At 28.4% G+C, this 12,431-nt stretch carries 11 protein-coding genes, 1 pseudogene and 1 other annotated feature; of the genes and pseudogenes, 7 read left to right on the forward strand and 5 right to left on the reverse strand.

The window, feature by feature from the left end:
* Positions 1 to 770 (reverse strand): TraX family protein (locus ACY1IQ_RS04565; RefSeq protein WP_461612852.1); only part of this gene is annotated, 770 nt, incomplete at its 3' end.
* A gap of 373 nt (positions 771 to 1,143) precedes the next feature.
* Here ACY1IQ_RS04565 and ACY1IQ_RS04570 point away from each other — a divergent pair.
* On the forward strand, positions 1,144 to 1,665 hold the full coding sequence (locus tag ACY1IQ_RS04570) for a peroxiredoxin (RefSeq protein WP_039635833.1): 522 nt from the start codon (positions 1,144 to 1,146) through the stop codon (positions 1,663 to 1,665).
* 122 nt (positions 1,666 to 1,787) lie between these two features.
* On the opposite strand, the gene ACY1IQ_RS04575 is transcribed toward ACY1IQ_RS04570, so the two are convergent.
* Complete coding sequence (locus ACY1IQ_RS04575; RefSeq protein WP_461612853.1) at positions 1,788 to 2,306, reverse strand: L,D-transpeptidase; 519 nt, start codon at positions 2,304 to 2,306, stop codon at positions 1,788 to 1,790.
* Positions 2,307 to 2,468: 162 nt separating this feature from the next.
* Between ACY1IQ_RS04575 and ACY1IQ_RS04580 the strand changes: the two genes are divergently transcribed.
* The 3 genes from ACY1IQ_RS04580 (at position 2,469) to ACY1IQ_RS04590 (ending at position 5,117) form a co-directional block, all read left to right on the forward strand.
* On the forward strand, positions 2,469 to 3,218 hold the full coding sequence (locus ACY1IQ_RS04580) for an ABC transporter ATP-binding protein (RefSeq protein WP_461612854.1): 750 nt from the start codon (positions 2,469 to 2,471) through the stop codon (positions 3,216 to 3,218).
* Positions 3,208 to 4,011: an ABC transporter permease gene (locus tag ACY1IQ_RS04585; protein ID WP_461612855.1), complete on the forward strand. Its 804-nt coding sequence runs from the start codon at positions 3,208 to 3,210 to the stop codon at positions 4,009 to 4,011. Before ACY1IQ_RS04580 ends, ACY1IQ_RS04585 begins: the two co-directional genes overlap by 11 nt.
* Positions 4,012 to 4,091: 80 nt before the next feature.
* Positions 4,092 to 5,117, forward strand: coding sequence for an ABC transporter substrate-binding protein (locus tag ACY1IQ_RS04590; RefSeq protein ID WP_461612856.1), 1,026 nt, complete (start codon positions 4,092 to 4,094; stop codon positions 5,115 to 5,117).
* Positions 5,118 to 5,850: 733 nt separating this feature from the next.
* Here ACY1IQ_RS04590 and ACY1IQ_RS04595 read toward each other — a convergent pair.
* Together ACY1IQ_RS04595 and ACY1IQ_RS04600 are read right to left on the reverse strand one after the other, a co-directional pair.
* Positions 5,851 to 6,372 (reverse strand): P-loop NTPase family protein, encoded by a 522-nt coding sequence (locus tag ACY1IQ_RS04595; protein WP_461612857.1) that lies wholly within the window; start codon positions 6,370 to 6,372, stop codon positions 5,851 to 5,853.
* Positions 6,373 to 6,476: 104 nt separating this feature from the next.
* Positions 6,477 to 6,617, reverse strand: a pseudogene (locus ACY1IQ_RS04600) (IS1595 family transposase); the annotation flags it as partial.
* A gap of 63 nt (positions 6,618 to 6,680) precedes the next feature.
* Between ACY1IQ_RS04600 and ACY1IQ_RS04605 the strand changes: the two are divergent.
* The 3 genes from ACY1IQ_RS04605 to gltX all read left to right on the forward strand — a co-directional run bounded on the left by ACY1IQ_RS04605 (position 6,681) and on the right by gltX (position 10,422).
* Entirely contained in the window at positions 6,681 to 7,232 is a 552-nt protein-coding gene (locus ACY1IQ_RS04605) for a sigma-70 family RNA polymerase sigma factor (protein ID WP_461612858.1), read from the forward strand.
* Positions 7,233 to 7,250: 18 nt separating this feature from the next.
* On the forward strand, positions 7,251 to 8,276 hold the full coding sequence (locus ACY1IQ_RS04610) for a DUF4179 domain-containing protein (protein WP_461612859.1): 1,026 nt from the start codon (positions 7,251 to 7,253) through the stop codon (positions 8,274 to 8,276).
* Positions 8,277 to 8,416: 140 nt separating this feature from the next.
* Positions 8,417 to 8,646 (forward strand) — a binding site (T-box leader).
* Between the two features lie 117 nt (positions 8,647 to 8,763).
* A complete protein-coding gene (gene gltX / locus ACY1IQ_RS04615; RefSeq protein WP_461612860.1) occupies positions 8,764 to 10,422 on the forward strand; it encodes a glutamate--tRNA ligase in 1,659 nt (552 codons plus the stop codon).
* Between the two features lie 46 nt (positions 10,423 to 10,468).
* On the opposite strand, the gene ACY1IQ_RS04620 is transcribed toward gltX, so the two are convergent.
* Positions 10,469 to 12,124, reverse strand: a complete 1,656-nt coding sequence (locus tag ACY1IQ_RS04620) for a glutamine--tRNA ligase/YqeY domain fusion protein (protein WP_461612861.1) — start codon at positions 12,122 to 12,124, stop codon at positions 10,469 to 10,471.
* Positions 12,125 to 12,431: the final 307 nt, after the last annotated feature.

Here is a 12,431-nt window from a genome sequence, read left to right on the forward strand (position 1 = left end):
CCTTTCTTTCCATTATAGGAAAAGAAGAATGGTATAGAAAATATCATCATCCATTGTATGTTTTCTACGAATAATCCATTATAGCTAAAATCGCTGCCCATAAATAATAATGAAAATATAGAATAAAATAAAACTAAAGAAAGCTTTTTATCTCTAAAATAATAGAAAATAAAGGTAAGTATAGGACCTAAAATAGAACCTTCCGTAAATAATGATAAAAATAGTATTATCATTATGGATAAAGAAGTTAAAGGTTTATTAGTTTCTTTATCACGTATTTCAATAAAATTTAATAATACTACAGAAAATGCCATGGATAAGAAGATATTATTTTTAACCCCTCTAATATCAGTGAAGATAATAGAAAATATTATAGGAGCTAAGAGAATTATAACTCCACAGAAAATTATTCTAAACATGTTTTCAGAAGGGGTCTTATATGCAATATAAGTTGACAGTAGTACTGTAGCTGTAATTACAATACCAACTAAATATATATTTACGTTTCCACTAGTTATTCCAGAAGGAAAGATAGTGGTTATTAATATATTACCAGATGCCATTATTCCAGATGCAACAAAAAGTCTTTTTGCATAATTGTATTTGCTTCTTGTATGAAAATACCCATCTATTAATAAAAAGAAAAATGTAGGTGCTACTAATCTTCCTATGTAGTGAAACCATAAAGGGGTATTAGGTATGAAACTTGCTATATGGTCAAGTAACATAAAAAAAAGCATTAAAAGTTTTAATTGAAATCTATTAAACATAATGGAACCTCCTTTAAACTGTATTTTACAGGTTTTAATATAGATATTTTAGATTACTTAATTCACAGTGCACAATTCACAATTATGGATATTTCTCAGCAGAAGCTGAGAAATTTAAAATTGATTCTCATTTTTAAGATAGTTTATTTATGGTCATAAATTCCAATACGTGTATAACTAAATTCTAATATATGTAAATTATAAAGTAAATATTTTCAAAGTATATAGTATAAGAATTAATTATTTAAATTAATAATAATTGTTATTTGATATTGATAATTGTTTTCATATAGTATATAATGAAATCATAAAGGGTATATAAAACACAAAATGAGAAAAAATAAGGTAATTAGAATTTAAGGAGGAAAAATGTATGGAAAGATTAGTAGGTAGAAAAGCACCAGATTTTAAGATGAATTCAGTTACTGGTGATGGAAGTGATTTTAAGGAGATAAAGTTATCAGATTACAATGGTAAATGGCTAGTTATGTTTTTTTATCCATTAGATTTTACTTTTGTATGTCCAACAGAAATTACAGGATTCAGTAAAAGAGCTGATGAATTCAGAGCAATGGGTGCAGAGTTATTATCAGTAAGCGTTGACTCAGAATATTCACATCAAGCATGGATAAAAAATGGTCTTGGAGAAATTAATTTTCCTATGGCTTCAGATATAACAAAACAAGTTTCAAAAGAATATGGTACACTTGTTGAAGAACAAGGAATTTCTTTAAGGGGATTATTTATAATTGATCCAAGTGGAGAAGTTAAGTATTCAGTTGTACATGACTTAAATGTTGGTAGAAGTGTTGATGAAACATTAAGAGTATTAAAAGCACTTAAATCAGGAGGACTTTGTCCAGTAGATTGGCAAGAAGGAGATAAACATCTATAGTCAATTTTTATCCACATATTAAATAGAAGTTTAAAATTTAAATAGCATTTATATAAATTAAAAGATGCATGTATATTACGTTATACATGCATCTTTTTTCTTATAATCGTATTTAATAGAGATTAGGATATATGAATAGCTGTGCCCTTTGGTATATTATCATATATCCACTTAGCATTTTCTAGAGCTAGGCGGACACATCCATTAGAAATAGCCATTCCCAGTCTTCCATCTCTTATAGAACCATCAAGGTTATATATAATTGAGTGAAAGAGATAGTTACCTTTTATTTGGGTGTAATACCTAGCTATATATCCATGGTTAGCACCAAAAGAGAGTCCTTTAATTCCAACAGTGAAATTTCCTTTAGGAGTAGGGGTAGATGGCTTCCCAATTGAGCATAAGTAACTTTTGATAAGTTTCCAATTATTTTTTGAACCTTGAAATATATTTACTTTAAAATTTTTAGTATCCACCCAAATGAAATAATTAGTGCTGCTAGCAAAATTGTTTTTATTTACAAAATCTGTAGCTGTAGATATATAATTTGGATCCTTTCTAAAGGCATCGTTTAGTGCTGTTACTTTATACTTAATTAGACGATAAGGTCTACGTAATAAGTTTTTTAGTGTATCTTTCATTATCTTCTCCTATAAAATACTACCTTACTTATATTATATAAAGAACATAGTAAATATTTCATATTATGTTAGAGCAAATTATGTCATTTTTAATAATATAGTATAAGGATAATTATATAAATTTTATTTATTTGCCCAAGTATTGTATTGGGAGGTGGGTTAATGTCGGCTATTGTAAAAGTTAATAATGTTAACATGAGCTTTTATACTTTAGAAGGAGAACTTCAAGTTCTTAAGGATTTAAATTTTTCTGTAGAAGAGGGGAAAATTTTAGCGCTTTTAGGTCCTTCTGGTTGTGGTAAATCTACAATGCTAAATATTTTGAGCAATCTTTTAAAGCCAACTTCTGGTGAGGTTCAGATCAATGGTAAGATTGGTTATATGTTTCAAAGAGATCATCTTTTAGAGTGGAGAACTATAATGGACAATATAACTATTGGTCTTGAAATACAAAAAAAACTCAATGATGAAGCTAGAAAAAAAATAGAAAATCTTTTAAAAGTTTATGGACTTTGGGATTTTAGAAATAGGTATCCAAAAGAGCTATCCGGTGGAATGAGGCAAAGAGTTGCATTGATTAGAACTCTTTCTGTTGATCCAGATATTTTACTTTTAGATGAAGCTTTTTCAGCATTAGATTACCAAACTAGACTTTTAGTTAGTGACGATATTTATAAGATTATAAAAAGTGAGAAAAAAACCACTATACTTGTTACTCATGATATATCTGAAGCTATATCAATGGCTGATTTTGTGGTGGTTTTATCGAAAAGACCATCAACCATAAAAGGCATATATGATATTAAACTTACAATTGAGGAAGAAAAAACTCCTTTATCTGCACGGAAGGCGCCAGAATTTAAGGATTATTTTAATCTTTTATGGAAGGAGTTAGATATCTATGAAAAATAATTCTTTAACCCCATATGAAAATTTTTTAAGGAAAAGAAAAAGAGAAAAACGAATGATTTTATTTTGGCAAATATTTATTCTTGTATTACTTTTAGCTCTATGGGAAATTTTGGCAAGAGTTAATGTTATAGATACCTTTCTATTTAGTAAGCCATCAGATATACATGTATTATTCATGGACTATATGAGTAATGGAGAACTATTTAAACATATAGGCATATCTGTATGGGAAACTGTATTAGGATTTACTATAGGAACGATTTTAGGAATTTTAATAGCTATAATGCTTTGGTGGTCTAAAACTGCTTCTAAGATTCTAGATCCTTATTTGGTTGTTTTAAATGCTCTACCTAAAACTGCACTAGCTCCAATTCTTATTGTTTGGGCAGGAGCAGGAATTAAGGGAATAGTTGTAATAGCAATAACAATATCAGTAGTTACAACAATTTTATCTGCATACAACTATTTTATAAATGCAGATGAAGAAAAAATTAAAATGCTGCAAAGCTTTGGAGCTACTAAAGGACAAATCCTAAGAAAATTTATACTTCCTTCAAATATAGGTAATATCATAAATATAGTAAAAATAAATATAGGTATGTCTTGGGTAGGAGTTATTGTTGGTGAATTTTTAGTATCTAGATATGGTATAGGTTATTTAATAGTATACGGTGGACAAGTGTTTAAATTAGATTTAGTTATGATGGGCGTTGTTGTTTTAGCAATTTGTGCATTAGTTATGTATCAAATTGTTAATGTGATAGAAAAGCTTTATAGGGAAAAAAGAAATTGAGGTAATTCTTAAACTTAGGAATACAAAAAATAAATAATAAGATATTTCTTATATAAAAACTTTATTGTGGTGGTGAATTTATGAGCAAAATAAAAAAAATAGCATCAATTTTAGCTTGTCTATCAATAGCTGTAGTAATTTTAGGTGGCTGTTCTAAAAAAGATGATTTGGTTAAGATAAAAGTTGCAGAAGTTACTCACTCTATATTCTATGCTCCGCAATATGTAGCCATTAATGAAGGATTCTTTAAAGAAGAAGGGTTAGATGTAGAGCTTATAGCAGCTCAAGGAGCAGATAAAACTATGGCTGCCCTTGTTTCAGAGGAAGTGCAAATAGGACTTATGGGACCAGAGGCTTCAATTTATGTTCATAATCAAGGAAGTAAAAACTATGCTATAAACTTTGCTCAAGTTACTAAAAGAGACGGAAGTTTTTTAGTTGCTAGGGAAGCCCATGAGAATTTTAAAATGGATGATTTAAAAGGAAAAGAACTACTTGGAGGAAGAAAAGGCGGCATGCCTGAAATGAGCTTAGAATATGCAATAAAGAATGCAGGGTTAACTATAGGTGAAAATGTTAAAGCGGGAGAAGTGAATGTAAGAACAGATATACAATTCAATGTAATGGGGGGAGCATTTAGCGCAGGAGAAGCAGAGTATGTAACCTTATTTGAGCCATTAGCTACAGCCATGGAAAAACAAGATAAAGGTTATATAGTAGCATCTGTAGGAGAATTATCAGGAGAAATTCCATTTACAGCATATTCTGTGACTAACACATATATGGAAAAGAATCCTGAAATAATTCAAAAGTTCACAAATGCTTTATATAAAGGACAGTTATATGTTCAAAATCACAGTTCTGAAGATATAGCTAAATCCATACAGCCATTCTTTACTGATATTAAGATGGAAGATTTAATAGTAGTAATTGAAAGATACAAGAAAATAGATGCTTGGTGCGAAAATCCAATACTAAAAGAAGAAAGTTTAAATAGATTAATGGACGTAATAGAACTTGCAGGAGAGCTTGATAAAAGAGCACCATATGATAAAATAGTAACCACTAAATATGCAGAAGAAGCTATAAAAAATATTGTGAAATAAATTTATTTAGAGAAATCTCCTTGTGTTTTTTACATAGGGGGATTTTAATTATTATTAATAATGATGGTAAGATAAGTGAAACAGTGTACATAGTGGTATTAAAAATTCCTATAACTTAATAAAGTAAGTATATTTTAAAATAAGTTTTGTAATAGGTATTATATGGCTTTACATTATTTGTATCTTAAGGTAAAAATGGTATAATACATATATAGTAAAGGGTTGATATTGTTTTAATAATATTATTGTGACTTTTAATTTAAAGTTTGTTTACTAATGATAAATAAAATGAATAAATTTTAAAAAATATCTAGGTGGCTTTATAGCTTAGGAGTTATATAAATCTGAGAGGATTAGTTTATTATGAATAATAAATTCTTACATGAATTACAAGAAGATATTTTAGATAAAAAAGCACTTTATATATTATATACATTTGTTTTTATTTTAACTTTTTTATTACAGTTGAAAGTATAAGACTATTTCTTGATGTATTTAGAGTTATTATATCTGGGATAGCACTAGTATTTTTAGTTTTAATTTATTTTAAATGTAAAGATTCTAGAGATCAAAAAGCAAATAGAATAATTATTCACAATATAATTTTTTATTGCGTTAAGTTTTGCATGTATATATGCTTTTATAAAAGATTTAAAATATATTTTATAATTTTTAAGGAAGTTTGGCTACTTTCCTTAATGTATTTTTAGAACAATCTGTACAAAAGCTTTGACTATTTTATTAAAGTAATACATGTTTTAATAAAATTATTAATATCTCTTTTGTTTCTTAAAATAATAAGTTTTTCTTTGTATATAGAAATTCTATCTTTTAATTTGTCTTTTCCTAAGTCATAATTTTTTGCCCACTTTAACATAGATTTAAGCATTTCAAAGCTTGGAGTATAAATACATTTTTCAATTCCAAGTCGCTGCTTTATCCAACGTTTGATTATTCTATAATTCCTAATTTTTTTAGAAATTTCAAGTAGAACAATTATATCAGCTGCTTTTAAGCCATCTTTAAAACATGGCCTGCATACATCTTCAATAATCCAATCTCTTTGTTTTATTACTGAATAAAAAAGATTATCTCGTTCTTCAACTTCTCTTTTACGATTACACCAAGGAGCTGATTTATCAGGTATATGTACAATTTCATCAAGTGAGTGGTAAGGAATTTCTAATGTTTCAGATAATTTTTTTGCAAGTGTGGATTTACCACTGGAAACTGAACCAACAATATATATTTTCATATTTTACTCCATATCATAAAATTATTAATTTGTTTTATTTTATAACTGTGTATTAAATCATAGCTCGTCTATATAGTAATTATAGCACTAATTCTATTCATCTATTTTTTCAATTTGATGTGTATATCATTAATGTGTTGAATATGGCAAATTCCTTCTTTATGTTTTTATCTTTTTATATGATTATGTTCCAATGAAAAATCTTTAGCAAATTTAAAAGAATAATTATAAAAAATTTTATTATTGATAGAAAACCTTTAGAAGAAACGACATTATAAGTATAAGAGCTCTTATTAAGGAGGATATATATGAGAATAAACGATGAAAATGTTGTAAGACATTTGAGAGGTAAAAATGAAAAAGCGCTGCATTATGTTATAGATAGCTATGGTGGTATTGTAAAAGCTATAGTAAAAAAACATCTATATAATTTGGAACAGGTGCAAGAAGAGTGCATAGATGATGTATTTCTTGCAGTTTGGAATAATATAGATCAGTTTTCAGGTGAAAAAAACTCTCTTAAAAATTGGATTGCAGTTATATCAAGGTATAAATCTATAGATTATAAAAGAAAATATTTAAAACTTTTACAAGAGGAAAATATCGAGGACGTGGCTTTAAAAAGCCCCTTAACTGCAGATGGTTACCTTATGGCGAAGGAACTTAGTTATGAAGTTGATATCTTACTTAATAATTTAAAAAAAGAAGATAAGGAGCTTTTCATTAGTTATTATATTGAAGATAAAGAAATAGAGGATATAGCTAGAGAGAAGGGGATTAAGAAATCTTCTATATATAATAGACTGTCAAGGGGAAGAAAGAAGCTTAAAGATATTAATCTAGGTAGTGAAATTGAATAAATTTTATGAGGTGAGAATATGAAAGATAAATTTGAAATGATGAATGATATGGTTGTAGATTTAAATGAATATGAAGTATGTGAGCTAAATGATATAGAAAAAAAACAAATAAAGAAAAGATTAAAGCCTAAGATTAAAAATAAAAACAGTAAGAAGAAAATAGCCGTTATTGTTATAGCCCTAGGACTTGGCTATATTGGGATTGTAAGTAATATTAGTGTTTTAGCGGATATACCCCTAATAGGAAGTGTCATAGAAGAGTATGTAAATTCTAAAGGAAAATCTTTAGAAGATTATAAAACAATTGTACATGAAACAGAAGTAGATAGTGAAATTACGGTAAAGCTTAATGAGGTAGTATTAGATGCAGGACAACTTATAATTAGCAGTACATTTAAATCAAATAAAGTAAATATAGATGATCTATACGCATCACCAACAGTTTATATCAATGGAAGTGAAGTTAGTAAAAATGGATGTGGTTCTAATAAGAAGATTGATGATAATACTTATAATATGTTTTCAAATATAAATTTAGGAAATATAGATATGAAAGATAATCTTGATATAAAAATAGTTTATGAAAATATTCGGGTTAACACAATGCTAGGCAAGTATAAACACTTACCTGGAAAGTGGAGCTTTGAAATTAGTTCTTCTCCAGAAAAACTTATATCAGACATGAAAACTATAGCAATAAATAAAGAATTTAAATTGGATAATGGACAAGAAATAAAAGTAGAAGATTTAATAATTACCCCAATATCAACAAAGCTAGATTATAAGATGATAAAAGAGAATAAAAATGATGTAACCTTTAAATATGATGTACAGTTCAAGGTGGAAGATGAAAGTGGTAATGAATTTAAATTTATATCTGGGACAACTGCAGCTGAAAATAGTCATTTGAGGTTTGAAACTTTAGATGATAATATAAAAAGGCTTAAAATAACGCCTTATGTTATATCTGGTGAAGAAGGAGAGAAAAAGACAGATTATTATAAGGTTTTATATGATGAAGTTTTTTATGTAGAAATAAAATAACTATATTAAAAAATACTGACTTAATACTAAAAGTAGGGGAATACTAACAAATATAGGTTTACAAAAATAATTTTCAAAGATATAATTAAACAAGGCGTCTAACTAGCTATTTTAAAAGATGTCTTATAGTAAAATTAAATAGTTTTGCGTTGAAGGAGAAGAGTACATAGGTGCAGATTTTAAAGAGAGCCAAGGATGGTGGAAGCTTGGTAAATCAAGCTATGGAAGGAAGCTCTGGAGCTATTAGTTGAAAGAAATTTTTGGAGTAAACTAATGGGATTCTTCCCTTAAAGAGAAATGAGTGGGTTAATTGTATTAATAAATTAACCAATATAGGTGGTACCACGGAAGTATGTCTTTCGTCCTAAGTTTTAGGATGAAAGACTTTTTTATTATATTCATAATTGTGAATTGAAAAAGCTATGAATTATATAATTTTAAAATTATTAAGTTTAAATTAAATATATAGAAAGATAAGGTGAATAATATGAATTATGAAAATTTAGCAGAACTTCTTTTTCCTACTATTGATAAAACACCACAATATTATATTGAAAAGTATCCAGCTAGAAACCTAAAAGAGGGTGCATGTGTTACAAGATATGCACCTAGTCCAACAGGTTTCCAACACATAGGAGGAGTATTCTCAGCACTTATTGATGAGAGAATAGCAAGTCAAAGTGAAGGGGTTTTTTTCTTAAGAATTGAAGATACTGATCAAAAGAGAGAAGTAGAAGGTGCTATTGTTGATACCATTTCAACTATGAAAAGTTTTGGTCTTAATTTTAATGAAGGGATGATTGATCAAACTAATGAGATAGGAAACTACGGCCCTTATAAACAAAGTTTAAGAGGGGAAATATATAAAACTTTTGCTAAGGATTTAGTTAAAAGAGGCTATGCTTATCCATGTTTCTGTTCAGAAGAAGAAATTAATGCTATAAGAGAAGAACAAACATCTATCAAAGCTAACCCAGGATATTATGGAAAATGGGCAAAATGTAGAAATTTAAGCTTTGAAGAAATTAAAGAAAACATTGAAAAGGGAGAAAAATTTATTTTAAGATTAAAATCTCCAGGAAATATTGAAAATAGAGTGGAAATTCAAGATTTAATTAAAGGTAATATATCTTTCCCAGAAAATGATCAAGATATAGTTATAATAAAATCTGATGGACTTCCAACTTATCATTTTGCTCATGCTGTAGATGATGGATTAATGAGAACTACTCATGCTATTAGAGGAGAAGAATGGTTATCATCACTTCCAGTACATATTCAGTTATTTGATATTATTGGATTTGATAAACCTAAATATTGTCATACACCAACTATAATGAAACTTGATGGAAACTCTAAGAGAAAATTAAGTAAGAGAAAAGATCCAGAAAGTGCTGTTAGTTATTATACTGAAGAAGGATATCCAATGGTTTCAGTAGTTGAATATCTATTAAACATCATTAATTCAAACTTTGAAGTATGGAGAGAAGAAAATCCTTTTGCAGATTATAAAGAGTTCCCAGTAGAATTAGAAAAAATGAGCAAAAGTGGTGCACTGTTTGATATTATAAAATTAAATGATGTAAGTAAAAATGTTATTTGCAGATTAAAAGCACCTGTAGTATATGATTACTACATAAATTGGGCTAAAGAATATGATAAAGAAATGTATGATTTAGTGATTAGTAATGAGGAAATGGCTAAAGAAATCTTTAACATAGATAAAGAAGGGCCAAAACCAAGAAAAGACTTTGCAAAATGGAAAGATGTAAGAGAGAAAATTTTCTTCTTCTTTGATAAATTATTCGAAGAAGATGGTACAGAAAATATAGAGCTTCCAAAGAATGTTGAGCTGGAAGAAGCTAAAAGAGTTATAGAAGCCTATAGTAAAGCTTATAATTTCAAAACAGATAAAGATACTTGGTTTGAAGAACTTAAAGCTGTAGCTGTAGAATTAGGTTATGCTACAGATAGAAAGAGCTTTAAGAAAGAACCAGAAGCTTATAAAGGTATGGTTTCAGATGTAGCAGGAGTAGTTAGAGCAGCTTTAACTCATAGAGCTAATACACCTGATTTATATACTATAATGCAAATCATGGGTGAAGATTTAGTTAGAAGTAGATTCAATAAATTTTTAGAGCTTTAGTTAAATAAGAAAAGCAGTAGAAAATAATTTTCTACTGCCTTTCTTATTATTTTAATTTAAATGAACTTTTTAATGAAACAATTCTATTAAACACTATTTCATCTTCTGTAGAATATTTAGAATCTACATTAAAGTAACCATGTCTAAATAATTGATATTTATCTTGAGGTTTAGTTCCCTTAACACTTGGTTCAATGAAGCCTTTAAGTATTTCTAAAGAATTTGGATTGATTTGCTCTAAGAAGTGTTTATCTTCTCCATCTTCATCATCAAGTATTAATGGTTCGTATAATCTAAACTCAGCTGGAATGCTGTGTTTAGCATCTACCCAGTGAATTGTTCCTTTAACTTTTCTTCCAGTGAATCCAGTACCACTTTTAGTTTCTGGATCATAAGTACAGCGAATTTCTATAACGTTTCCATCTTCGTCTTTGATAACTTCATTACATTTTACGAAATAAGCACCTTTTAATCTTACTTCATTCCCAGGGAATAACCTAAAGTATTTTTTTGGTGGCTCTTCCATGAAGTCTTCACGCTCTATGTATAACTCTCTTGAAAATGGTACTTTTCTAGTTCCTGCATTTTCATCATCAGGATTATTTTCGATATCTAACATCTCTACTTCATTTTCTGGATAGTTAGTTATAACTAATTTTAGTGGTCTTAATACAGCCATAGCTCTTGGAGCTTTTGGGTTTAAGTCTTCTCTTATGAAGTACTCAAGCATTTGAGCATCTACAGTAGAATTAGCTTTAGCAACACTTATAGCTCTACAGAAGTTTCTTATAGCCTCAGGCGTATATCCTCTTCTTCTTAAACCAGCTACTGTTGGCATTCTTGGATCATCCCAGCCATCAACTACATGTTCATCAACTAACATTTTAAGTTTTCTTTTACTCATAACTGTATTAGTTATATTTAATCTTGCAAACTCAATTTGTTGAGGAACAGACTCCATTTCACATTCTCTAACAAACCAATCATAAAGTGGTCTATGATCTTCAAATTCTAAAGTACAAATAGAATGAGTTATACCTTCAATAGCATCTTCAAGTGGATGAGCAAAGTCATACATTGGATAAATACACCATTTATCGCCAGTATTATGATGAGTAGAGTGAGAAATTCTATAGATAATTGGATCTCTCATATTGATATTTGGAGAAGACATGTCTATTTTAGCTCTTAATACTTTTTCACCGTCTTTGAATTCTCCACTTTTCATTTTCTCAAATAAGTCTAGATTTTCTTCTACAGTTCTATTTCTGTGAGGACTATCTTTTCCAGGCTCTGTTAGTGTACCTCTATATTCTCTAATTTGCTCTGGATTTAAATCACAAACATAGGCTTTACCTTTTTTAATTAAAAGAATTGCTCTATTATACATTTCTTCAAAATAATCAGAAGCAAAATGAAGATTATCCCAGTCAAAGCCTAACCATTTAACGTCTTCCTTTATAGATTCTACATACTCAGTATCTTCTTTTATAGGATTAGTATCATCGAATCTTAAGTTAGTTTTTCCTTTAAATTCGTCAGCTAGTTCAAAGTTTAAAACTATTGATTTAGCATGACCAATATGTAGGTAGCCGTTTGGTTCAGGTGGAAAACGAGTTATTATTTCCTTATGCTTATCACTTTTTAAATCTTCAATTACTATGTTCTTTATGAAGTTAGATGAATTAAATTCGTTTGACATAATGCATACCTCTCTTGCTAAATTATTTAAAGCATCTGAAAAAATAACAAGGTAAAGATGTTAGTCTATTTTATCTCATATGTCTTATATCAGAGAAGCCGTTAGGTTCTGTTTATAGTAGTAATATAGACAGAACCAGACAACGTAGTATGATACAAAATAGGCTAACATTCTGGCTCGTTATTTTTTTAAGATGTCTAAAACAAACATAGTTAATAGTTGTTAATATCTCTACTATATTTATTTACATTTACCTTTAATCATAAACCAATTATGGAAAAAAATAAAGACTTTACTTACTTATTTA

The sequence above is a fragment of the Clostridium sp. Marseille-QA1073 genome, from assembly GCF_054863625.1.

What these genes read in the sequence shown, in the direction of transcription:
- ACY1IQ_RS04570 (WP_039635833.1), top strand. Translation starts at nt 1,144, where the DNA reads ATGGAAAGATTAGTAGGTAGAAAAGCACCAGATTTTAAGATGAATTCA.
- ACY1IQ_RS04575 (WP_461612853.1), bottom strand. Translation starts at nt 2,306, where the DNA reads ATGAAAGATACACTAAAAAACTTATTACGTAGACCTTATCGTCTAATT.
- ACY1IQ_RS04580 (WP_461612854.1), top strand. Translation starts at nt 2,469, where the DNA reads ATGTCGGCTATTGTAAAAGTTAATAATGTTAACATGAGCTTTTATACT.
- ACY1IQ_RS04585 (WP_461612855.1), top strand. Translation starts at nt 3,208, where the DNA reads ATGAAAAATAATTCTTTAACCCCATATGAAAATTTTTTAAGGAAAAGA.
- ACY1IQ_RS04590 (WP_461612856.1), top strand. Translation starts at nt 4,092, where the DNA reads ATGAGCAAAATAAAAAAAATAGCATCAATTTTAGCTTGTCTATCAATA.
- ACY1IQ_RS04595 (WP_461612857.1), bottom strand. Translation starts at nt 6,372, where the DNA reads ATGAAAATATATATTGTTGGTTCAGTTTCCAGTGGTAAATCCACACTT.
- ACY1IQ_RS04605 (WP_461612858.1), top strand. Translation starts at nt 6,681, where the DNA reads ATGAGAATAAACGATGAAAATGTTGTAAGACATTTGAGAGGTAAAAAT.
- ACY1IQ_RS04610 (WP_461612859.1), top strand. Translation starts at nt 7,251, where the DNA reads ATGAAAGATAAATTTGAAATGATGAATGATATGGTTGTAGATTTAAAT.
- gltX (WP_461612860.1), top strand. Translation starts at nt 8,764, where the DNA reads ATGAATTATGAAAATTTAGCAGAACTTCTTTTTCCTACTATTGATAAA.
- ACY1IQ_RS04620 (WP_461612861.1), bottom strand. Translation starts at nt 12,124, where the DNA reads ATGTCAAACGAATTTAATTCATCTAACTTCATAAAGAACATAGTAATT.